Origin of the sequence: Bradyrhizobium sp. 192 (assembly GCF_023100965.1) — a bacterium.
In the GTDB taxonomy this organism is placed as follows: Bacteria; Pseudomonadota; Alphaproteobacteria; order Rhizobiales; family Xanthobacteraceae; genus Bradyrhizobium; species Bradyrhizobium symbiodeficiens.
In genome coordinates this window covers 4,064,603-4,087,938 of sequence record NZ_CP064690.1, presented here as the reverse complement: position 1 = coordinate 4,087,938, position 23,336 = coordinate 4,064,603, and the positions used below count along the sequence as shown (strand labels likewise).

Here is a 23,336-nt window from a genome sequence, read left to right as displayed (position 1 = left end):
TCGGGACTTGCGTGTTGGGGGACGTTGTGAAGACGGGGAAAGATTATTTCAAAGCGACCCGCCGCCTGCGGGCCGCCCTGCTGACGTCGTCGGCGCTGGCCTTGGCCTGGGCGCTGCCGGCCACCCCATCGCGCGCCGCGTCGGATGGCATCTGGCTCACCTCTCCCGGCAGCAACGATTATGGCACCGCCTCCAACTGGGACAGCGGCTTCGTGCCGTTGGGCACGGCGTCCTTCGGCAGCTCGGACACCACCAGCCTGGCGATTTCAAGCGTCAGCGTCGGCGGCTGGACCTTCAATGCCGGCGCCTCGAACTACACGTTTTACGTCAACGGTCCGTTGACCTTCACGGGTGCCGGCATCACCGTCAACGGAGGCAGCGCCACCATCACCAGCCACAATAGTCTGTATTTCTTCAACAGCAGCACGGCCGGCAGCGCCACCATCATCAACAACGACACCCTGGGATTCTTCAGCAACAGCACGGCGGGCCACGCCACCATCACCAACACCAACGAGCTGGACTTCAACGACGCCAGCACGGCAGGCAACGCCACCATCACCAACAACGGAAATCTGTATTTCATCGACACAAGCACGGCCGGCACTGCCACCATCACCAACAGCGGCAATCTGTATTTCCGCGCCGCCAGCACGGCCGGAAGCGCCACCCTTATCAACAACGCCGGAGGCACTATCGATTTCTCGAACAGCACCGGTCCGAACGGCGACGGCAGGCTGAGCGCCGGCTCGATCGCGGGCGCCGGCACTTACAACCTCGGCGCCAATGAGCTGACGGTCGGCTCCGACAATTCCTCGACCGAGGTCAGCGGCCTCATCTCAGGCGCCGGCGGATCGCTGGTCAAGACCGGCACCGGCACGCTGACCCTGTCGGGCGCCAATACCTATACCGGCGGCACCACGATCAACGGCGGCACATTGCAGCTTGGCAGTGCCGGCGGCATCGGCACCATTCTGGGGACAGTCGCCGTCGGCAGTGGAGCCACATTCGACGTCGTCAACGCCGACACGAGCGGCATCACCAGCATCGCGAACAGCGGGACCACAAACTTCCGCAACGCTACCAGTGCCGGCAGCACCAGCGTCACCAATGACTATCACCTGAATTTCTACAACACCAGCACGGCCGGAAGCGCGACCATCACCAACAACGCCGGCTTGACATACTTCTACGGCACGAGCACGGCCGGCAGTGCCAACATCACCAACAACACCTACGGCCAGCTTAGCTTCAACGACTCGAGTTCGGCCGCAAACGCCAACATCATTAGCGGGTCCTACGGCTTCGTCGGCTTCTACAACTCGAGCACGGCTGGCAGCGCCACCATCAACATCAACAGCAGTGCCGGCACGCTGAATTTCCGCGGCACCAGCACGGCCGGCAGCGCCACCATCACCAACGCCGGATCCACGTTATTTTACGACACCAGCACCGCCGGCAGCGCGACGATCAACAACAGCGGAATGATCTACTTCTACGGTTCGAGCACGGCAGGCAATGCCGTCATCACCAACACCAGCTCAATCGATTTCAACCAAACCAGCTCGGCGGCAAGCGCCAACATCACCAACAACGGCGTCTTGGGCTTCAGCGGTTCGAGCACAGCGGCAAGCGCAACCATCACCAACAACCTTGCGATGTCGTTCGCGGGCGCCAGCGCAGCTGGCAGCGCGACCATCGCCAACACCTATAATCTAATCTTCAGCGGCACCAGCACGGCCGGCAACGCCGTCATCACCAACAATGGCGGCGGCCCCTTCCACAATTCCGTCGGAACGACCTATTTTCGGGACAACGCGACCGCGGGCAATGCGCAGCTGATCAACAACGACCCGAGCGCCGTCTTCGATTTCTCCGGCAGCACCGGTCCGAACGGCGACAATAAGCTCGGCGCCGGCTCGATCGCCGGCGACGGCACTTTTTATCTCGGCGCCAACGCGCTGACAGTCGGCGGCAACAATCTGTCGACCACCGTCAGCGGCGTGATCGCCGATGGCGGCTGGAGCGGCGGAGCCGGCGGTTCGCTGGTGAAGACGGGCACCGGCACGCTGACGCTGACAGGCACCAACACCTACACCGGCGGCACCACCTTCGCCGGCGGAACGGTCAGCGTCTCCTCGGACGCCAATCTCGGCGACCTCGCGGGCGGCCTGACCTTCAACGGCGGCACCCTGCAGATATCAGGCACGACATTCAACGCCTCCGCGCGCACGGTCAATCTGGGGGCCGGCGGCGGTACATTCGACATTGCGGACGCAACCAACAATTTCGTCCTGAGCCAGGGTGTCAGCGGCAGCACGCTGACCAAGTCCGGCGCCGGCACGCTGACCTTGACCGGCGCCGCAAGCTTTTCCGGCGCGACGGTGTCCGCCGGCATGCTGGTGTTCGACGGCAATGCGACGGCCGGCAATGCGGCCATCACCAACAACGCGCAGCTGGTCTTCGCCACCAGCGCCACGGCCGGCAACGCCACCATCACCAACACCAATCAGTTGACGTTCTACGGCAACACCACAGCCGGCAACGCCGTCATCATCAACAGCGGCAACGTGCTGTTCGACGGCGACTCGACGCCCGGCAGCGCGCAGCTCGTCAACATCGCGTCCACCGCCGTCATCAACTTCTTCACCCCCGGCCCGGGCAGCGACGGCAGGATCAGCGCCGGCTCGATCGCCGGCGACGGCCGCTTCGACATCAACGGCGCAGAGCTGACGGTTGGCGGCAACAATCTGTCGACCACCGTTACCGGCGTGCTCACCGGCGACGGAAGCATCACCGGAACATCGCTGATCAAGGTCGGCACCGGCACGCTGACGCTGGCGGGCATCAACACCTACACCGGCGCCACGATCGTGAACGGCGGCACGCTGGCGGTGAACGGCTCGATTGCGTCCTCCAGCAGCCTCACCGTGAACAGCGGCGGCACGCTCGGCGGCACCGGCATCGTCGGCAACACGACGATTGCGAGCGGCGGCACGCTCGCCCCGGGCAATTCCGTGGGCACCCTCACCGTCAGCGGCAACCTCGCCTTCAGTTCCGGTAGTCTCTACAAAGTCGAGGTCTCGACGACAGCCGCCGACCGGACCAACGTCTCGGGCACCGCGACGCTGACCGGCGCCACCGTGCAGGCGGTGGCGATCCCCGGCAGCTTCCGCAGCCAGACCTACACCGTTCTCAATGCGACTGGCGGCCTTGGCGGAACGCAGTTCGCCGGACTGAGCGTGAGCGGCAGCTTCAGCCCCACCCGCAATCCGCACCTCACCTACGATCTGAACAACGTCTATCTCGTGCTCGATCCCGGCACGATCGTGGTGCCGCCAGGCACCGGCGCCAACCAGAGCAGCGTCGCCGGCGCCATCAACAAGGCGGTCGAAGGCGGTGCGACGCCGCGGGCCGGCTTCGATGCGCTGCTCAACATGGGCCAGCCGCAACTCAGCGGCGCGCTCGGCCAAGTCTCCGGCCAGCCCGGCGCCGCCGGCACGCAGGCCTCGTTCAACGCCATGCAGCAATTCGTCGGCATGCTCGACCCGCTCGGCGACGGCGAGCGCGGCGGGGCCGCTGGCGACGGCGGGACGCTGGGCTACGCGTCCACCGGCCCGCGCGACGCCAAGATGCGCGAAGCTTACGCCGCAGTCACGCCACGCGAAGCGAGCGGCGAAGTCATCGACCGGCGCTGGGGCGTCTGGGCCTCCGGCTACGGCGGCGCCAGTACCTTGAATGGCAATGCAGCGACAGGTTCGAGCACCACCACCAGCCGCATCTACGGCACCGTGGTCGGCGCCGACTATCGCGTCTCGCCGGATACGCTGGTCGGCTTTGCGCTCGGCGGAGCCGGCTACAATTTTGCGCTCTCAAATAGCCTCGGCGGCGGCCGTGCCGATCTGTTCCAGGCCGGCCTCTATGCCCGCCACTCGTTCGGACCGGCGTATCTCTCGGCCGCCCTCGCCTATGGCTGGCAGGACGTCACAACCGATCGCACCGTAACGGTGTCAGGCACCGACAAGCTTACCGCCAACTTCAAGGCCAGCACCTTCTCGGGCCGCCTGGAAGCCGGCTGGCGCTTCGCACCCGTTCCCGCCTCCAGTTTCGGCGTGACGCCCTACGCGGCCGCACAAGTCACGACCTTCCACCTCCCCGGCTACGGCGAGACCGCGATCGTCGGCAGCAACCAGTTCGCGCTGTCCTACACGTCGCAGGACACGACGAATGTCCGCACCGAGCTCGGCGCCCGCACCGACCAGCGCTTCCTCGTCAATGACGGCGCGCTGACCTTGCGCGGCCGACTCGCCTGGGCGCACGACACCAACACCAGCCGGCTCGTCAGCGCCGCCTTCCAAACGCTCCCAGGCGCTGCCTTCACGGTCAACGGCGCGCAACCGGCGGCCGACTCCGCGCTGGTCGGTGGCCGGGCCGAGATGAAATGGAAGAACGGCCTGTCGCTCGCAGGCACGGTCGAAGGCGAGTTCTCGCAGAGCACCCAGACGTACACGGGTAAAGGCACGGTGCGGTACGAGTGGTAGATGGCGCTGTGCTCTCGCGATGCGTCGGCAACTAGCGCGGTGTTGCGCCCGAGCGTCAATTAAGCCAAGCCGGAGTGCGACTTAAGCACCGCCACCGCCGGCAGCCCGCAGGTGGCGTTTCTACTGTGCATGGGGTTGTTTTGCGGAATTTGGTTTGTCGGGTGGGATCTCGAACGCCTACCGCCCCGTCTTCACCTTGGTCCAGAGCCGGTTGATCACCCGCTGCGTCGCCGGATCGCGCGCAGTGATCACGAACAGTTTCGCCAGCGTTGCCTCGTCCGGATAGATGTTCCTGTCGTTCAGGATCTTCGGATCGACCAGCTTCTGGCTGGCGAGATTGCCGTTGGCGTAGGACAGGAAGTCCGAGTTCTTGGCGGCGACGTCCGGACGGTAGAGATAGTTGATCAGCTCGTAGGCTTCCCTGACGTTCCTGGCGTCCGCGGGGATCGCCAGATTGTCGAAGAACATCTGCGCGCCCTCCTTCGGAATGGCGAAGCCGATCTCGATGCCATTCTTGGCTTCAGCAGCGCGCGCGCGGGCCTGCATGATGTCGCCGGACCAGCCGACCACGAAGCAGATCTCGCCGGTGGCAAGCGCGCTCAGATATTCGGACGAGTGAAACTTGCGCACCGACGGGCGGACTTTCGCGACGACATCGGCGGCCTGATCCAGGTCGGCCTGCTTGGTCGAGTTCGGATCGAGCCCGAGATAGTTCAGCGCCGCCGGAAAGATGTCGTCGGCGGAGTCGAGCATGTGCACGCCGCAATCCTTGAACTTGGCGAGGTTCTCCGGCTTGAAGACGATGTCCCAGCTGTCGATCCTGGCGTCAAGCCCCAGGATCTGCTTCACCTTGGCGACGTTGTAGCCGATGCCCGTCGTGCCCCACATGTAGTTGGCGGCGTAGACATTGCCGGGATCGTAGGTCGCAAGATGCTTGGTCACCATCGGCCAGGCGTTGGCGAGGTTCCGCAGCTTCGACTTGTCGAGCTTCTGGAAGATGTTGGCCTTGATCTGGCGCTGCAGGAAGTAGGCCGTGGGCACCACGACGTCATAGCCGGACTTGCCGGCCATCAGGCGCGTCTCCAGCGTCTCGTTGGCGTCGAAGGTGTCGTAGACCACCTTGATGCCGGTCTCCCTGGTGAAGTCCTCGAGGACGTCAGGCGCCATGTAGTTGGACCAGTTGTACAAGTTGACGACCCGCTCCTCGGCGGTCGCTGGCGCGGTCCAGAACATCAGCACTGCGGCGGCGAGACCAAGGCGGAATCCCGAGCGGCCGATCGTCGTCATCTCTATCTACCTCTTGCGACCGCGCACCGCGTCCGACAGCCGCTCCAGCGCGGTGTCGAGGGTCGCGTCCTTCTTGGCGAAGCAGAAGCGGACCACCGAGGTCACCGGGTCCTGCTCGTAGAAGGCCGACACCGGGATCGCCGCCACCTTGTAGTCCTTCACGATCCGCCAGCAGAACTCGGTATCGCTCTCGTTCAGCCCGAGCGGCGACAGGTCGACGGTGAGGAAATAGGTGCCCTGCGACTTCAGCACGGGGAAGCCGAGGCTCTCCAGGCCCTTGGTCAGGCGGTCCCTGCTCCGCGTCAAATCCTTGCGCATCGACAGGAAATACTCGTCCGGCTTGCCGAGGCCGTAGGCGACGGCGGCCTGCAGGTTCGGCGCGGTGGTGAAGGTCAGGAACTGATGCACCTTGGCGGCGACGCGCAGCAGCGGCGGCGCGGCGCAGACGAAGCCGATCTTCCAGCCCGTCAGCGAGAAGATCTTGCCGGCCGAGCCGACCTTGATGGTGCGCTCGCGCATGCCGGGAATGGTGATCAGCGGGATGTGCTTGTGCTCGTCGAAGGTGACGTGCTCCCAGACTTCGTCAGTGATCGCGATGACGTCGAACTCCTGGCAGTAACGCGCCAGCAGCTCGAGATCCTCGCGCGGATAGACCACCGCGCTCGGATTCAAGGGATTGTTGAACAGCAGCGCCTTGGTCTTTGAATTGAAGACGCTTTTCAGCATGTCCTCATTCAGCCGCCAATGTGGCGGCTCGAGCCGGACCAGGCGCGGAATGCCGCCGGCCTGGCGGATGATCGGGAGATAGGAATCATAGACCGGCTGGAAGCAGACCACCTCGTCGCCGGGCTGGACCACCGCGAGGATCGCCGAGGTCAGCGCCTCGGTACCGCCGGAGGTCACCATCACCTCGCTCATCGGATCGAGCTTGAGCCCGTGCCAATGGCCGTAATGGGTCGCGATCGCCTGGCGCAGCTCCGGCAGGCCCATCATCGAGGGGTACTGGTTGTAGCCGTTCAGCGAGGCGTCGGCCGCGGCGCGACGGATGTCCTCCGGGCCGGGATCGTCGGGAAAGCCCTGGCCGAGATTGATGGCGGCGTTGTCGCGCGCGGCCTGCGACATCGCCTCGAAGATGGTGACGGGAAGGTCGGCGAAGACCTTGTTCAGCGAGGAGCTCTTGGTCGTCATCGCGGGGTCAGCCACCGACCTTGCTGGGAAGGCCCGCCGCCTTCCAGCCCAGCATGCCGCCGGCCAGGTGCTTGTCGTAAGGCAGGCCCGCCGCCTGCGCCGCGAGCGAGGCCGTCACCGAGCGTTTTCCGGAACGGCACGCGAACACGACGTCCTTGCCTTGGGGATCCGGGATCGCCTTGGGATCGAAGGTCGAGAGCGGCACCACGACGCCGTAGGGATAGGCCTCGGCTTCGACCTCGTTCGGCTCGCGCACGTCGACGAGGAGATAGCGGCCCTCCGCGACACCCTTGGAGACCTCGTCCGGGGTCAGATCCTGCACCTGGTTTGCCACATCATCCTCCAACATCGCGCGTGCCCGCCGGACGTGTCCCGGCCGGCGGCAACCTCGCCTCTCGGCTCACGAAAATCAAGCGCTACAAAGGCTTGAGCCCCGGAGCGCAAGTTAAAGCTAAATCGCAGCGACTTGAAGTGCGGCGTTGGCTGGCCGGCTAGATCGTCACCTGGGTGCCGACCTCGACCACCCGGCCGCTCGGGATCTGGAAATAGTCGGTGGCGTCGTTGGCGGAGCGGCTGAGCGAGATGAACAGCCGGTCCTGCCAGCGCGGCATGCCGGAATGGGCGGCGGGCTTGAGCGTCCTGCGCGACAGGAAGAACGAGGTCGACATGATGTCGAACTGCCAGCCGAGCTTGCGGGCGATCGCCAGCGCCTTCGGCACGTTCGGCGATTCCATGAAGCCGAACTTCAGCGTCACCTTGGAGAAGGTCGGGCTGATCTGCTCCAGCTTGACCCGCTCGGCCGGATCGATCCGCGGGGTCTGCGCCGTCTCGATGGTGAGAATGACGTTCTTCTCATGCAGCACCTTGTAGTGCTTCAGACTATGCATCAGCGCGGTTGGCGCGCTGAGTGGGTCCGAAGTCAGGAACACGGCGGTGCCGGGCACCCGTTGCGGCGGCCGCTTCTCCAGCATCGCCACGAGATCGGCGAGCGGGAACTCGAGCTTGCGCGATTTCTCGAACAGCAGCCGGCTGCCGCGCCGCCACGTGTACATCAGAATGATCATGAGCGCGCCGAGCGCCAGCGGTACCCAGCCGCCCTCGAACACCTTGAGCAGGTTGGCGGCCAGGAACGTGAGGTCGAGGAACAGGAACGGCGCGATCAGCGCTCCGGCCGCGAGCGGCGACCAGCGCCAGACCTTCCAGATCACCACGAAGCCCATCATCGCCGTGACCACCATGGTCCCGGTGACGGAGATGCCGTAGGCGGACGCCAGCGCACTGGACGAGCGGAACAGCAGCACCAGCAGCACCACCGCGACCAGCAGCAGCTGGTTGATGCGCGGGATGAATATCTGGCCGGAATGGGCTTCCGACGTATGGCGAATTTCGAAGCGGGGCAGCAGGCCGAGCTGGATCGCCTGGCGCGTCAGCGAATAGGCGCCGGTGATCACCGCCTGGCTCGCGATGACCGTTGCGGCGGTAGCCAGCACGACCATGCAGCCGCGGAAAAAGCCTTGCGGGAAAAGCTGGAAGAACGGGCTGACGATGGCGCCGGGATCGCCGAGCACGAGCGCGCCCTGCCCCAGATAGTTCAGCGCCAGCGACGGCAGGACGATGAACAGCCAGGCGGTCTGGATCGGCCGCTTGCCGAAATGGCCGAGGTCGGCATAGAGCGCCTCGGCGCCGGTGACCGCCAGGAACACCGCCCCCAGCGTGACGAAGCCGATGATGCCGTGGTGGAGCATGAAAGAGACCGCATAGAGCGGGTTCAGCGCGTACAGGACTTGCGGCTGCTGGATGATCGGATGGATCGCCGCCACGGCAAGGACCGCAAACCAGACGCACATGATCGGCCCGAAGAAGGCGGCGACGCGGGCGGTTCCGCGCGACTGCACGGCGAACAGGCCAACCAGGATGATCACGGTCAGCGGAACGACATAGGGCTCGAAGTGCAGGGTGATGTCCTTCATGCCTTCGATCGCCGACAGCACCGAAAGCGCCGGGGTGATGACAGCGTCGCCGTAGAACAGGGCGCCCGAGATGATGCCGAGCAGGACGATGGTCGCCCCGCGGGTACCGACCGCGCGCTGGGCCAGCGCCATCAGCGCCAGCGTGCCGCCCTCGCCGTTGTTGTCGGCACGGAGCAGGATCACGACGTATTTGAGCGTGACCACGACGATCAGCGCCCACAGGATCAGGGAGAGCACGCCGAGCACCGCAGCCGGCGTCGGCACCCCCTCCGCGCCCGAGGCAGCCATCACCGCTTCGCGGAACGCGTAGAGCGGGCTGGTGCCGATATCGCCATAGACCACCCCGATGCTGCCGAGCGTCAGCGCCCCGAAGCCGGCGGTCGTGTGGGCGTCGCCATGCCCATTGGCCGCCGCCGTTTCCGGGGCGGAAATCGCTATGTCATTTGTCATGGGAGAGCCCGATGGCCTCTAAAATGCTTCACTGCACAACGGCGGAAGAGCGCGCGGCTTATAGTCCTGCGCTGCTGGCATAGCCTAGCCCGATTCCGGGTCCTTGCCATGCAATTTCCGCATGGATGGGTCAGTTCCGTTCAAATAGTGACCTGGGTTCCGACTTCAACCACGCGCCCGGTGGGAATCTGGAAATAGTCGGTGGCATCGTTGGCCGACCGGCTGAGCGCAATGAACAGATGGTCCTGCCACAGCGGCATGCCCGACTGCGCCGACGCCTTCAACGATCTTCGTGACACGAAGAACGACGTGGACATGATGTCGAACTGCCAACCCTGCTTGCGCGCGATCGCGAGCGCCTTGGGCACGTTCGGCTGCTCCATGTAGCCGAAGCGCAGGCGGACTTTCGAGAACTTGTCGCTGATCTTCTCCATGCGGAACCGCTCCGCGAGGTCGACCCGCGGCGTATGCGCGGTCTCGATGGTCAGGACCACGTTATGCTCGTGCAGCACCTTGTTGTGCTTGAGATTGTGCAAGAGCGCTGTCGGCACGAAGGCGGGATCGCTGGTCAGGAACACCGCGGTGCCCTTGACGACGTGCGGCGGCCGCTTCTCCAGGCTGCGGATCAGATCGTCCAGCGGCACCTCGATCCGGCGCGTCTTCTGGATCAGGATCCCGGAGCCCTTCCGCCAGGTCCAGATCGTTCCCGCCATGGCCACGCCGAACAACAGTGGCACCCAGGCGCCCTCGAGCAGCTTCAGGAGATTGGCGCTGAAGAAGCTCAGATCGACGATGACGAAGGGCACGATCACGGCCGCAGCCGTCGCGGCGCGCCAGTTCCACAACTTCCAGATCACGACGAAGCCCATGATGCCGTCGGCGACCATGGTGGTGGAGACTGCGATGCCGTAGGCCGAGGCCAGATTGCTGGGGGTGTGGAACAGCAGCACCAGCAGCATGACGCCGATCAGCAGCAGCCGGTTCACCCGCGGCAGGTAGATCTGGCCGGCGTGAGTCTCGGAGGTGTAGCGAACCTCGAAGCGCGGCAGGAGGCCGAGCTGCACCGCCTGATAGACCAGCGAATAGGCGCCGGTGATCACCGCCTGGCTCGCGATCACGGTCGCGGCGGTCGCAAGCCCGACCAGCGGCAGCACCAGGCTCTCGGGCACCATGCGATAGAACGAGTGTTCGATCGCGCTGGGATCGGACAGCACCAGGGCGCCCTGCCCGAAATAGTTGATCAAGAGCGCGGGCAGCACGAAGAACATCCAGGCCGACTGGATCGGCTTGCGGCCGAAATGTCCGAGATCGGCGTAGAGCGCCTCGCCACCGGTGACCGCCAGAAACACGGCGCCGAGCGTCACGAGGCCGATCGTGCCGTGCGACAGCACGAACTGCACGGCGTAATAGGGATTGATCGCCGCCAGCACGGACGGGTCATCGGCAATGTGGACGGCCCCCATCACGGCGATGACGGTGAACCAAACCACCATCACCGGCCCGAAGGCCGAGGCCACCAGCGCGGTCCCCTTGCTCTGCACCGCGAACAACAGCACCAGGATGAAGACGGTGAGCGGCACGACATAGTGCTCGAGCGCGGGCGCCGCGAGCTTCAGGCCCTCGACCGCCGATAGCACGGAGATCGCCGGCGTGATCATGGAATCGCCGATGAACATGGAGGCGCCGACCACGCCGAGGGCGAGCAGAAACCAGCTCCGCCGCCCGAGTGCGCGCTGCCCGAGTGCCATCAGCGAGAGCGTGCCGCCCTCCCCGTTGTTGTCGGCGCGCAGCAGCAGCAGGACGTATTTGGCGGTGACGACGATCAGCAGCGCCCACAGGATCAGCGAGAGCACGCCGAGCACCATGACGCGTGAGACCGGCGCACCATGGGCGGCGCCCCTGACGGCCTCATGGAATGCGTAGAGCGGCGAGGTGCCGATATCGCCGAAGACGACGCCGATGCTCCCGAGCGTAAGGGACCAAAAGCCCGAGGTGACCGGCCCGTCCTGGGTCTCGGCCTGTGTGATGCTCGCCGTCATGGAGGTGGAAAACGCTTCTTCCCTGGAATTGATCCGGCGCCTTTTGACGCTTCCGCCGCGCCTGTCAATCGGCCCATCACCATAGCAGGTGCCGAGACGGATGCTGTGACGGCGCGGCCACGTTCGTCGCCAGCGTGACGACATGCCTCAGGTAAGATGGTAGCGCAAGGGGCTTAGGGCTTCAGATTCGGCGGCAGCGGCGGATCCTCGCGCATCAGGGTGATGGTCACCCGCCGGTTCGCCGCGAGCGAGGGATCGTCGGGAAACAGCGGCTGGGTGTCCGCCTTGCCGGAGACGGCGAAGATGTGAGACGGCGGCAGGCCCTCGCGTTCGAGGATCTGACGCACCGCATTGGCGCGGTCGGCCGATAGATCGAAGGCGCCGTAGTCGCTGCGGTTCGGCACGAAGCCGGCCGCGGTATGGCCGGCGATGGAGACGCGCAGCGGCGTGGCCTTGAGCGGGATCGCGAGCTTCTCGACGAGCCGGCGGGTGCGATCATAGGGCACCTTGGAGCCGTCGGCGAACATCGAACGGCCGTCCTGGTCGACGATCTCCAGGTTGAGGCCCTGCTTGGTCTCCTCGAACATGATGTGCTTGGATATCTCGGTCAGTTCCGGCATGTCCTGTAGCGCCTGCCTCAGCGAGGCGGCGGCCAGCGCGAAGTTCCGGTCGACCTTCATCCTCGCGCCCGATGTCTTGTCGTGATCCTCCTGATCCGGCGTCGGCGTGTTCGACGACTCTTCTGGCTGGATGTGGTCGACGTTCTTCAGCCGCGCGCGGGTCGGCAGGCCGTCGGATTCGATGATGCCGGCGTAACGGGCTTCGCTCTGGACGCCGAAGGCCTCGCGCATGGAGCCCGCAACGATCTTCAGCTTATTGGCGTCCTGGGTCGAAAACGCGACCAGCATCACGAAAAACGCCAGCAGCAACGCCATCAGATCGGCGAACGTCACGAACCAGCCATGGCCGCCGTGTGCTTCTTCGCGCTTCTTCTTTGCCATCGGTCAGACCCCGGCGCAGTCGCTACGCCGGAACCGGCTCGCCTTCGGCATGGCGATGCTTCTCGGGCAGATAGGCCAGCAGCATCTCGCGCACCAAAGTCGGGCTCTTGGAATCGCGGATCATCAGAATGCCGTCGATGATCAGCGTACGATTGGTTTCCTCGTCGATCAGCTTGGTGTGCAGCTTGTCGGCGATCGGCAGACAAATCAGGTTCGCGACCAGCGCACCATAGAGCGTGGCCAGCAGCGCGGTCGCCATGAAGGGGCCGAGCTTTGAGGGATCCGACATGTTCGAGAACATCTGCACCATGCCGATCAGCGTTCCGATCATGCCGAACGCGGGCGCGCAGTCGCCGACCGCGCGGTAGATCTTGCTGCCTTCGTTGAGATGCAACAGGAAATTGTCGCGATCGCGTTCCAGATTGTCTCTGATGAAATCGAGGTCGTAACCGTCGGCGACGTAGCGGATGCCCTTGGCGAGGAACGGCTCGTCGGTCTCGACCTTTTCCAGTCCCACCGGTCCCTGCTTGCGGGCAATCTCGGCGATGCGGGCAAGCTCGTCCACCAGGTCATGCGCCGACAGCCGGCTCATCGTAAAGGCAAACTTCATTCCGAGCGGCAGGCCGTGCATCAGCACCGACAGCGGAAAACGGATCATGGTCGCGGCGGCGGAGCCGCCAAAGATGATGATCATCGCATGTTCACTGATGAACATGTGCAGATCGCCGCCCATCAGCACCATGGCCACAATAACGGCTAATCCGCCCGCGAGTCCGGCGCCTGTCATAATGTCCATGGCATACTCCAACGCGTACGCAACAACGGCCATCCTGGCCGCTGGCGCGGCCCAACCCCGAACCGCATCAGGAACCCTAGAGCGCCGCCCTTAAAGCCGCGTAAAGGTTAAGTTCGGACAGCGTGGTAGCCGCGCTTGCGAGCGCCGAATTGCCGCCCGGCGATAGGAATTTCAACCGTTCGCTAACCATGTCGGCCGCAACAGGCCGCGCTGCGGCTGCGGCCCTGCGCCACATCGAAGCCGTGGATCGTTTGCTGTCATGTAGCAGCGCGGTATGCCCGTGGCGGGAGCCATCGCAATGTTGACGCTGTTCAGTCTTCTCACCGCGGTGCCGGCGGTGCTGGCGCTTCACCTGCTCGAGCCGGAACTCGTCCTGCCGGCATTCAGCGCTTTGCTCTTCGTCGAAGCAGCGTTCGCCGTGATTGCAGCGCGATTGATTCACAGCACCCACAGCGCAGACGACATCACGCTGTGGGATCTCGCAGGCGGCTTCACCTTGATCGGATGCGCCGCCGCGGTGCTCGGTGAGCCCGATCAGGCCGCACTGTTTCTGACCGAACAGGGCGGCCCTCGGCAGGCATCATCGCCGTAAGCTCAGTGAATCTCCGCCGAGCGCTTCAGTGCGGCCTTCAGCTTCTCCAGCGAGAAGTCGGGGCTGCGGGCGATCTCGAGGATCGGCGTCTCGCGGCGGCCGCAGAGCTCGGCGGCCTCGGGCAGCTTCGCCGCAATGTCGAGCGGAATCACGATCGCGCCGTGCTGGTCGGCATGGATCAGATCGTCGGACTTCACGGTCATGCCGGCAACGCGCACCTCGCCGCCAAAGCTCTCCGCATGCACCCAGGCATGCGACGGGCCGATCGAGCCCGCCAGCGCCTGGAAGCCAGGGGCCCATTGCGGGATGTCGCGGATCGAGCCGTCGGTGATGACGCCGAGACAACCGAGCGCCTTGTGGACGTTGCTCTGCACCTCGCCCCAGAACGCGCCGTAGCCGACATCGGGGCCGTCGATGTCCTGGATCACCGAGATGCGCGGACCATGGCCGGTGCCGACATATTCGTAATATTCGATGCGGCGCTTCGACTGCTCTTCGGCGGGCAGCGAGGATTTCAGCACCGAGCGGATCGCGACCGTGCGGGCATACCCGACGATCGGTGGCAGGTCGGGAAACGGGCAGACCAGTTGCTTGGTGGTGTAGCCGATCAGCCGGCGCTCGGGCGCCACGATCTCCATGGCATTGCAGATCGTCGGCGTGTCGTAGCGGCCCAGCGCTTCGAGGACGGAAGCGGGCAGCGGCCCGGTCGCTTTTTCGGTCACGGCGTTCTCTCCCAGATTGGCGGCTGATTGACGCGATGCCGCCGTCACAGGGCGATATAGCCGAGATCGGGTCTCAACCCAACTCGGGGGGCCTCATGGCAGATATCCGCGTGCCGCCGCTCAGTGCAGCCGTCCGGGCCGGTCGTCGTCGTCGGGCGGCTCCGATAAATTCGCCAGCGTCGGTGCCGATGGTGGCGAGGTGACCTCGCCTCCCGAGGGCCCGGTCGCCTGCATCGCGCGCGCCTGGTCGCGATAGGATTTGTAGCCGGGCGGCAAAGCGAGAAGATACAGCACCGTGCCGATCGACAGCACATGCCAGGGATAGGCGATCAGCAGCGCGATGAAGACGATCACCGCGACGAATGCCGGCAGCACCAGTTCCGGCGGCACGCGCATGCGCTTGGTCTTGCCGGAGAACACCGGCAGGCGCGACACCATCAGGAAGGCGATCAGTAGGGTATAGGCTGCCGTCAGCGCGGCGGGCCAGCGGCCGAGGTCGAGGAACGCGACATAGATCGGCAGCAGCACGGTGATCGCGCCGGCCGGCGCCGGCACGCCGGTGAAGAAATTGGCCGCGAAGGCCGGCTTGTTCGGATCGTCCATGGTGGCATTGAAGCGCGCCAGGCGCAGGCCGCCGGAAATCGCGAACACCATGGCGGCGATCCAGCCGGCATTGCCGAGCTCGTGCAGCTGCCAGAAATACAGCATCAGCGCGGGCGCGACGCCGAAATTGACGAAATCAGCGAGGCTGTCGAGCTCGGCGCCGAACTTGGACTGCCCCTTGATCATGCGCGCGATGCGGCCGTCGATACCGTCGAGGGCGGCCGCGAACACGATGGCGTAGACGGCGAGCGACATCCGCCCCTCGATCGAGAGGCGGATCGAGGTCAGGCCGGCGCAGATCGCCAGCAGCGTGATGACGTTGGGCACCAGCATCCGCACCGGAATCGGGCGGAACCGCCGGCGGCGCACATCGGGGTCTTTGAAGTCATAGGGCGTCATCGCGGGTCCTCACCTCGATGCGAGATATAGCAAGCCGCGTTCCCCTCCGCCATTGGGGCGGGAGGCCCCCACAGGCCTGGTTAATTGGCGCGGAAGGCGCGGCTGGGGTCGTCGCCAGCAAGATCGGCCAAGATCGTCTCGCCGGCGATCGCGGTCTGCCCTTCCGAGACCAGCGCTTTGGTCCCCACAGGCAGATAGACATCGAGCCGGGAGCCGAAGCGGATCAGGCCGAAGCGCTCGCCGGCGCCGATCGCCTGGCCCTCCCTGACGAAGCAGACGATGCGCTTGGCGACGAGCCCTGCGATCTGCACCACGCCGATCCGCGCCGCCGGCGTCGAGATCACCAGCGAGTTGCGCTCATTGTCCTCGCTGGCCTTGTCGAGCTCGGCATTGATGAAAAGGCCGGGCCGGTAGGCGATGCGGTCCACCCTGCCCGCTACCGGAGCGCGGTTCACGTGGCAGTTGAACACGCTCATGAACACCGAGATGCGCGGCAGCGGCCGGTCGCCGAGCCCGAGCTCGGCCGGCGGCAGCGCCATGGTGATCATCGAGACGCGGCCGTCTGCCGGCGACACCACGAGCCCCTCGCGCACTGGCGTCACACGGACGGGGTCGCGGAAGAACAGCGCGCACCACACGGTCAGGATCGTGCCGATCCACCCCAGAGGCGACCACAGCCAGAACAGGACGAGGCTTACCAGCGCAAAGCCGCCGATGAAGGGATAGCCCTCCTTGTGGATCGGCGGGATCTGTCGCTGGATCGAATCGAGAATGGACATCGCTATCTGCCGCTCGGGGTTAATGGCGCGGGTCGTCGCGCGGGCCTCTTTAGGCCAGAGTTGGGACCGGAGACAAGGTCACACCGCTGCCGCAGGCGCCGTCAGGGCGTCGTCGACCGGCGGCGGCTCCCGGTTGGGCGCCTCGCTGGTATCGGCCATCTTGGCCAGTTTCTCGCGGGCAGCCTCCGCCTCACGCTGCCTGTTCCACATGCTGGCATAGAGACCGCCATGCGCGAGCAGCTGGGCGTGGGTCCCCCGCTCGGCAATGCGGCCCTGGTCCAGCACGATGATCTCATCGGCCCCGACGATGGTCGAGAGCCGGTGCGCGATCACCAGCGAAGTGCGGTTCTTCGCCACGCGGTCGAGCGCGCCCTGGATCTCGTGCTCGGTATGGGTATCGAGCGCCGAGGTCGCCTCGTCCAGCACCAGAATCGGCGGCGCCTTCAAGACGGTGCGTGCGATCGCGACGCGCTGCTTCTCGCCGCCCGAGAGTTTCAGCCCGCGCTCGCCGACCTGGGTCTCGTAGCCCTTCGGGGCCATGCGGATGAAACGGTCGATCTGCGCAAGGCTCGCCGCCTCCTCGACTTCGGCATCGCTGGCGTCCCAGCGACCGTAGCGGATGTTGTAGCGGATGGTGTCGTTGAACAGCACGGTGTCCTGGGGCACCATGCCGATCGAGGCACGGAGTGAATCCTGAGTCACCGCGCGGATGTCCTGGCCGTCGATCAGGATCTTGCCGCCGGAGATGTCATAGAGGCGGAACAGAAGGCGCGAGATGGTCGACTTGCCTGCGCCCGAAGGGCCGACGATGGCGACGGTCTTGCCGGCGGGCACCTCGAAGCTGATGCCCTTGAGGATCGGGCGCGTCGGCTCGTAGGCGAAGCGCACGTCCTCGAAACGAACGATGCCGGCAGAGATGACCAGCGGCCTGGCATCGGGCGCATCCTTGATCTCGGCCTCGCGGCCCAGCACATTGAACATCTTCTCGATGTCGATGATCGCCTGTTTGATCTCGCGATAGACCATGCCCATGAAGTTCAGCGGCTGGTAGAGCTGGATCATCATGGCGTTGACCAGCACGAAATCGCCGACCGTGTTGGTGCCGTTGCGGACGCCGATCGCGCACATCAGCATGGTTGCAGTCAGCCCCAGCGTGAAGATCACCGCCTGTCCGGTGTTGAGGACGGCGAGCGACGTATAGGCTTGGATGCTCGACTCCTCGTAGCGGGCGACCGACTTGTCATAGCGCTGCGCCTCGCGCGCCTCGGCGCTGAAATATTTGACGGTTTCGTAGTTGAGCAACGAGTCGATCGCCTTGGTGTTCGCCTCGGTGTCGGAATCGTTCATATTGCGGCGGATGCCGATCCGCCACTCCGTCGCGACATAGGTGTAGTACATGTACACCGTCACCGTGATCAGGGTTGCGACCACGTAGCGCCAGTCGAACTGCCACAGTAGCACCGCGAGCAGCAGCGAGACCTCGACGATGGTCGGGATCAGCTGGAGGATCACCATGCGCACGATGACCTCGATGCCCTCGCGGCCGCGCTCGAGCACGCGCGTCAGGCCGCCGGTCTTGCGCTCGAGGTGAAAGCGCAGCGAGAGCTCGTGCATGTGAATGAAGGTGATGGTCGCAAGCTTGCGAACCGCATGCATGGCCACGCGGGCAAAGATGCCGTCGCGCCATTGCGTCAACACCGCCATCACGATCCGCATCACGCCGTAGCTCGCGGTGAGCAACAGCGGCGAGGCGATCACCCAGAGGTGCCAATTGTCCGCCTGCACCGGCGCCGTGTTGGCGCCGGTCAGCGCATCGGTCGCCCATTTGAAGCTGAAGGGAACCGTGAGCGTGATCAGCTTGGCGGCGAGCAGCAGCACCATCGACCAGACCACGCGCATCTTCAGGTCGAAGCGGTCGCCCGGCCAGATATAGGGCCACAGATGCGCCAGAGTGCCCATCAGCGTGGCGCGTTCCAGCGGTCCGCCGGCCGGCTCGGGCGCCTCCGAGCCATGGGGCGAATGGGGAGGATTCATCAAAACAGCCTGAAAGCCCACCGAATGCGGGCTGCGTTGCGATTAACGATTTCGCTCGTCATATAGAAGCTTCCGAAGGCGAACGCACCCCGCCAGATGGCGAATCTTCGATTGTTTGTCGCCATTTACCGGTAAATTCCCGGGAGTATCGAATCACCGATTGGGCTTGACGCCTCTTCGCTGCAATGCATCATGGCACCAATGAGCACGATCAAAACCGTCTGCGTCTATTGCGGCTCCGGCCCTGGAACCAATCCCAACTTCATCGAAGCGGCGAAGGCGCTTGGCAAATCGCTGGCGGACAACAAAATCCGCCTCGTTTATGGCGGCGGCTCGCTCGGCCTGATGGGGGCGGTCGCAACCTCGGTGCTGGATCACGGCGGCACCGTCACCGGCATCATCCCCGACTTCCTGCGGATGCGCGAGAACGCGCTGACGCGCGTGCAGGAGATGGTCGTCACCCCCGACATGCACGAACGCAAGCGGCTGATGTTCGAACGCTCCGATGCCTTCGTCGCCTTGCCCGGAGGCCTCGGCACGCTCGAGGAGCTGGTCGAGCAGCTGACCTGGCAGCAACTCGGTCGCCATGCCAAGCCGGTGCTGCTCGCCAATGTCGACAATTTCTGGGAGCCACTGTTCTCGCTGGTGTCCCACATGCGCCAGACCCAGTTCATCCGCGCCGGTCTTTCCGTCGATATCCTGAAGGCGGACAAGATCGAGGAGATCGTCCCGCGGCTCCGCGCCGCGGCCGCGCAGATCCCCGACAGCCAGCGCGATCTCGCGCCGGACGTGGCACGCAAGCTGTAGCGCCCTACTCTGCCGGAAACGTCACCGCCTCGATGCGATTGCCGTCGGGGTCGGTGACGAAAGCCGCGTAATAACGCACGCGATCATGCGGACGGATGCCGGGCGCACCGTCCGAGGCGCCGCCGGCGGACAGCGCTGCGGCGTGAAACGCATCGACCTCGCTTGTCGTCTTCGCCCGCAGGCAGATATGCACGCCGCTCTCGGGGGCGACTGGCGGCATGGCTTCGCGCAGATTGATCCAGAACTCCGGATAGGCCTTGCCGAAGCCGACGGTCCGCGGTCGGGTGACGAGACGCGCGAGTCCGAGCGCTCCCAGCGCGGCCTCGTAGAAGCGAGCGGAGCGATCGAGATCGCTCACGCCGACGGAGATGTGGTCGATCATGGTCCCGCTCGTCCCCTACCGCTCGTAGCCCGGATGAGCGAAGCGACATCCGGGAAAGTCTATCGGCGCGGCATATACCGTCCCGGATATCGCTTCGCTCATCCGGGCTACATCTTTCTCACGCCGGCGCGCCCGACTTCACGAGCTTGTAGATCACCGAATCCATCAGCGCCTGGAACGAGGCGTCGATGATGTTCGGGGAGACGCCGACCGTGGTCCAGCTGTCGCCGTTCTCGTCCTCGCTCTCGATCAGGACGCGCGTGACCGCGCCGGTGCCGCCGTTGAGGATACGCACGCGGTAGTCGATCAGCGTCAAGCCCTCGATGTATTTCTGGTACTTGCCGAGATCCTTGCGCATGGCGACGTCGAGCGCGTTGACGGGACCGTTGCCTTCGGCAGCCGAGATCAGATGCTCGCCGGCGACGTCGACCTTCACCACGGCCAAAGCGACGGTGACGCGCTCGCCATGCGAATTGTAGCGCTGCTCGACATTGACGTCGAACTGCTCGACCTCGAAATAATGCGGCACCTTGCCGAGCGTGCGGCGCGCCAGCAGCTCGAACGAGGCGTTGGCGGATTCATAAGCGTAGCCGGCCGCCTCGCGCTCCTTCAACTCCTCGACGAGGCGCGTCAGCTTCGGATCGCTCTTCTCGTAAGGGATGCCGGCGCGGTCGAGCTCGGCGATGACGTTGGACCGTCCGGCCTGGTCCGAGACCAGGACCTTGCGGTGGTTGCCGACCGTCTCCGGCAGCACGTGCTCGTAGGTCTGCGGGTCCTTCAGCACCGCGGACGCATGGATGCCGGTCTTGGTGACGAAGGCGCTCTCGCCGACGTAAGGAGCGTGCCGGTTCGGCACGCGGTTGAGCATGTCGTCGAGCGTGCGCGAGACCTTGACCAGCGTCGCCAGCTTCTCCGTCGTGACCCCGATCTCGAAGGCGTCGGAAAACGCCTGCTTCAGTTTCAGCGTCGGAATCAGCGAGCACAGATTGGCGTTGCCGCAACGCTCGCCGAGACCGTTCAGCGTGCCCTGGATCTGCCGTGCGCCGGCACGCACCGCGGCGAGCGAATTCGCCACCGCCTGCTCGGTGTCGTTATGGGCGTGGATGCCGACGTGATCGCCGGGGATGTGCCTTGTGACTTCGGTGACGATGGCCTCGACCTCATCAGGCATGGTGCCGCCATTGGTGTCGCACAGCACCACCCAGCGCGCGCCGGCCTCATAGGCGGCCTTGGCGCAAGCGAGCGCAAAGCTCGCATCTTCCTTGTAGCCGTCGAAGAAATGCTCGCAGTCGAGCATGACCTCGCGGCCGGCGGCCTTCGCGGCCGCGACGCTGTCGCGGATGGAGGCGAGATTTTCCTCCTTGGTCGTCTCCAGCGCGACGCGCACCTGATAGGCGGATGCCTTCGCCACAAAGCAGATCGCGTCCGCCTTCGCTTCCAACAGTCCGGCCACGCCGGGATCGTTCGAGACCGAGCGCCCGGCCCGGCGCGTCATGCCGAATGCCGTGAAGCGCGCATGGGCGAGCTTGGGTTTGCTGCCGAAAAACTCGGTGTCGGTCGGATTGGCGCCGGGATAGCCGCCCTCGACATAGTCGATGCCGAGATCATCGAGCATCGCGGCAATGACCTGCTTGTCCGTCAGCGTGAAATCGACGCCGTTGGTCTGCGCGCCGTCGCGCAGCGTGGTGTCGAACAGATAGAGACGCTGCTTGCTCATTGCGCTGCTCCGAGCGTCTTCTTCATCGTGGTATTGGCAAGCCACTCGTCGTTGACGGTGATGCTGTTGCGCTGCATGGCGACGTAGCCGCGCTTGGCGAAAAATCCTTGCGCGGTGTCGCTGGCATCGACTGAGAGGCTGGTCGCACCGCGACCGCCGGCGAGCTTCTCCAGCGCGTCGACCAGCATGGTCGCGATACCCTGCGCGACGACAGCCGGATGCACATAGAGCATTTGGATGTGATCGGCGCCGCGCAACGAGGCGAAGCCGACAGGCGAGCCTTCCATCGTCGCGATCAGCGTCAGATCGGACGCGAGCCGCCTGCCGAACTCTTCGCCTTCCGCCGCCTCCATCCAGGCCTGCTGCTGCGCCTCGTTGTAGTCCTCGCCGGTGAGTTCCTCGATGCTGGCGGTGAAGATCGCTGCGAGCACGGGTACGTCATCAGGCAGGAACGGCCGCAGGCCGGGCTTTGGCAAAGTCTGTCCCATTGTCCTCACCACATCCCATAGAGCTTAAGCACCAGCGCCACGGCGCCCGCGAGCAGCAGGACCTTCAGCGCGATGTAGTAGATCCAGTGCCGCGGAAAAGGCGTGTCGGGCCGCTTCATCGCGAAAACTCCCAAGTGGTGCCGTCCTTGGAGTCCTTGATCGCAACGCCCATCGCAGCGAGCAGATCGCGTATGCGGTCGGATTCCTTGAAGTCCTTGCGGCTACGGGCCGCCGTCCGCTCCGCGATCAGGCCCTCGACCTCCTTGGGATCGACGCCACTCGCCTGCTGCTTACGGCCTTCCCATTGCGCAGCACTCTCGGACAGAAATCCGAGCAGGCGCAACGAGCCCGCCAGAGCGCCCACGTCACCTCCACGCAGGCCATGCATCGCTGCAATCGCCAACGGCGTGTTGAGATCGTCGATCAGCGGCTCGACCACCGACGCGGCCGGCTCGCCGGGCGCAACGTCAGCCGCAACACGATACCAGTCGTCGAGCGTCTTCGCGCTTTCCTCCAGCGACTTCATGGTCCAGTCGATCGGCGAGCGGTAGTGCGTCTTGAGCATGTTCAGGCGCAGCACCTCGCCCGGCCAGTCCGCGAGCAGCTCATGGATCGTGATGAAGTTGCCGAGGCTCTTCGACATCTTCTCACTCTCGACCTGCAGGAAGCCGTTGTGCATCCAGTAATTCGCCATGCGCTCCCGATGGAAGGCGCAGCAGGTCTGCGCGACCTCGTTCTCGTGATGCGGAAACACGAGATCGATGCCGCCGCCATGGATGTCGAAATGCTCGCCGAGGTGCTTCCAGGCCATGGCCGAGCATTCGACGTGCCAGCCCGGACGCCCCTCAGCTTTGATACCAGCCGGCGATGGCCATGACGGCTCGCCGGGCTTGGACGGCTTCCACAGCACGAAATCGGTGGCATCGCGCTTGTACGGCGCGACATCGACGCGGGCGCCGGCGATCATCTCGTCGAGCGAGCGCTTCGACAGCGCGCCATAGCGCGGCAGCGTCGAATTGGCCGCGTTCATCGCCTGCGGCGAGAACAGCACGTGGTCCTCGGCGACATAGGCAAAACCGCCCTTGACCAGTCGCTCGATGATCACGCGCATCTCGCCGATGTGCTCGGTCGCGCGCGGTTCGACGCTCGGCCGCAAGCAGCCCAGCGCATCGACATCGGCGTGAAACTGCTCGCCGGTCTGCTCGGTGACCTTGCGGATCGCCTCGTTCAGCGGCAGGCCCGGAAAATCACGCGCGGCGCGGTCGTTGATCTTGTCGTCGACGTCGGTGATGTTGCGGACATATTTGACGTGCGCCTCGCCATAGAGGTGGCGCAGCAGCCGAAACAGCACGTCGAACACGATCACCGGCCGCGCATTGCCGATATGGGCGAAGTCGTAGACGGTCGGTCCGCAGACATACATGCGGACGTTCTTGGGATCGAGCGGCACGAAGGTGCGCTTTTCCCGGCTCAGCGTATCGTAAAGGCGCAATTCCATATGGATACCCGTCGGCTGTTGGCCGGGCGTCCAGGTCTCTCAA

Annotated in this window: 18 protein-coding genes; 3 read left to right on the top strand and 15 right to left on the bottom strand. The window is 64.9% G+C overall.

The features are described 5' to 3' along the window. Positions 1-11 precede the first annotated feature (11 nt). The gene (locus tag IVB24_RS18550; protein WP_247774037.1) at positions 12-4,541 is read left to right on the top strand and encodes an autotransporter domain-containing protein; all 4,530 of its coding nucleotides are present in this window, start codon (positions 12-14) and stop codon (positions 4,539-4,541) included. 177 nt (positions 4,542-4,718) lie between these two features. On the opposite strand, the gene IVB24_RS18545 is transcribed toward IVB24_RS18550, so the two are convergent. From IVB24_RS18545 to IVB24_RS18515, 7 genes are all read right to left on the bottom strand, one after another. Continuing rightward, positions 4,719-5,828, bottom strand: a complete 1,110-nt coding sequence (locus IVB24_RS18545) for a polyamine ABC transporter substrate-binding protein (RefSeq protein WP_247774036.1) — start codon at positions 5,826-5,828, stop codon at positions 4,719-4,721. 6 nt (positions 5,829-5,834) lie between these two features. Further along, positions 5,835-7,016 (bottom strand): aminotransferase, encoded by a 1,182-nt coding sequence (locus IVB24_RS18540; protein WP_247774035.1) that lies wholly within the window; start codon positions 7,014-7,016, stop codon positions 5,835-5,837. A gap of 7 nt (positions 7,017-7,023) precedes the next feature. Next, a complete protein-coding gene (locus tag IVB24_RS18535; protein ID WP_026202463.1) occupies positions 7,024-7,350 on the bottom strand; it encodes a rhodanese-like domain-containing protein in 327 nt (108 codons plus the stop codon). 157 nt (positions 7,351-7,507) lie between these two features. Further along, positions 7,508-9,436: a potassium transporter Kup gene (locus tag IVB24_RS18530; protein WP_094974773.1), complete on the bottom strand. Its 1,929-nt coding sequence runs from the start codon at positions 9,434-9,436 to the stop codon at positions 7,508-7,510. Positions 9,437-9,576: 140 nt separating this feature from the next. Next, positions 9,577-11,475, bottom strand: coding sequence for a potassium transporter Kup (locus IVB24_RS18525; protein WP_162308498.1), 1,899 nt, complete (start codon positions 11,473-11,475; stop codon positions 9,577-9,579). 173 nt (positions 11,476-11,648) lie between these two features. After that, positions 11,649-12,476: a flagellar motor protein MotB gene (locus IVB24_RS18520; protein WP_094896445.1), complete on the bottom strand. Its 828-nt coding sequence runs from the start codon at positions 12,474-12,476 to the stop codon at positions 11,649-11,651. A 22-nt stretch (positions 12,477-12,498) separates the two neighbouring features. Next, positions 12,499-13,272: a MotA/TolQ/ExbB proton channel family protein gene (locus tag IVB24_RS18515; protein ID WP_094974774.1), complete on the bottom strand. Its 774-nt coding sequence runs from the start codon at positions 13,270-13,272 to the stop codon at positions 12,499-12,501. Positions 13,273-13,570: 298 nt separating this feature from the next. On the opposite strand from IVB24_RS18515, the gene IVB24_RS18510 reads away from it, so the two are divergent. Next, positions 13,571-13,864: a hypothetical protein gene (locus tag IVB24_RS18510; RefSeq protein WP_094975097.1), complete on the top strand. Its 294-nt coding sequence runs from the start codon at positions 13,571-13,573 to the stop codon at positions 13,862-13,864. A gap of 2 nt (positions 13,865-13,866) precedes the next feature. Here the strand turns inward: IVB24_RS18510 and IVB24_RS18505 are convergent, their stop codons facing one another. The 4 genes from IVB24_RS18505 to IVB24_RS18490 form a co-directional block, all read right to left on the bottom strand. Then, positions 13,867-14,586, bottom strand: coding sequence for an RraA family protein (locus IVB24_RS18505; RefSeq protein ID WP_162308497.1), 720 nt, complete (start codon positions 14,584-14,586; stop codon positions 13,867-13,869). Positions 14,587-14,706: 120 nt separating this feature from the next. Continuing rightward, on the bottom strand, positions 14,707-15,588 hold the full coding sequence (pssA, locus tag IVB24_RS18500) for a CDP-diacylglycerol--serine O-phosphatidyltransferase (RefSeq protein WP_247774034.1): 882 nt from the start codon (positions 15,586-15,588) through the stop codon (positions 14,707-14,709). An 80-nt stretch (positions 15,589-15,668) separates the two neighbouring features. Further along, entirely contained in the window at positions 15,669-16,367 is a 699-nt protein-coding gene (locus tag IVB24_RS18495) for a phosphatidylserine decarboxylase (RefSeq protein WP_094974777.1), read from the bottom strand. 78 nt (positions 16,368-16,445) lie between these two features. Continuing rightward, positions 16,446-18,401, bottom strand: a complete 1,956-nt coding sequence (locus IVB24_RS18490; RefSeq protein WP_247774033.1) for an ABC transporter ATP-binding protein/permease — start codon at positions 18,399-18,401, stop codon at positions 16,446-16,448. 201 nt (positions 18,402-18,602) lie between these two features. Here IVB24_RS18490 and IVB24_RS18485 point away from each other — a divergent pair, with 201 nt between their 5' ends. Further along, the gene (locus IVB24_RS18485) at positions 18,603-19,208 is read left to right on the top strand and encodes a TIGR00730 family Rossman fold protein (RefSeq protein ID WP_162406405.1); all 606 of its coding nucleotides are present in this window, start codon (positions 18,603-18,605) and stop codon (positions 19,206-19,208) included. A gap of 4 nt (positions 19,209-19,212) precedes the next feature. Here IVB24_RS18485 and IVB24_RS18480 read toward each other — a convergent pair whose 3' ends face one another. From IVB24_RS18480 to cysS, 4 genes are all read right to left on the bottom strand, one after another. Further along, positions 19,213-19,590 (bottom strand): VOC family protein, encoded by a 378-nt coding sequence (locus tag IVB24_RS18480; RefSeq protein WP_094974780.1) that lies wholly within the window; start codon positions 19,588-19,590, stop codon positions 19,213-19,215. Between the two features lie 118 nt (positions 19,591-19,708). Beyond that, positions 19,709-21,307 carry a citramalate synthase gene (gene cimA, locus IVB24_RS18475; RefSeq protein WP_247774032.1) on the bottom strand — a complete coding sequence of 533 codons (1,599 nt, stop codon included), beginning with the start codon at positions 21,305-21,307 and terminating at the stop codon, positions 19,709-19,711. Beyond that, positions 21,304-21,795: a GNAT family N-acetyltransferase gene (locus IVB24_RS18470; RefSeq protein ID WP_247774031.1), complete on the bottom strand. Its 492-nt coding sequence runs from the start codon at positions 21,793-21,795 to the stop codon at positions 21,304-21,306. Before IVB24_RS18470 ends, cimA begins: the two co-directional genes overlap by 4 nt. Positions 21,796-21,910: 115 nt before the next feature. Beyond that, positions 21,911-23,293 (bottom strand): cysteine--tRNA ligase, encoded by a 1,383-nt coding sequence (gene cysS, locus IVB24_RS18465; RefSeq protein WP_247774030.1) that lies wholly within the window; start codon positions 23,291-23,293, stop codon positions 21,911-21,913. Positions 23,294-23,336: the final 43 nt, after the last annotated feature.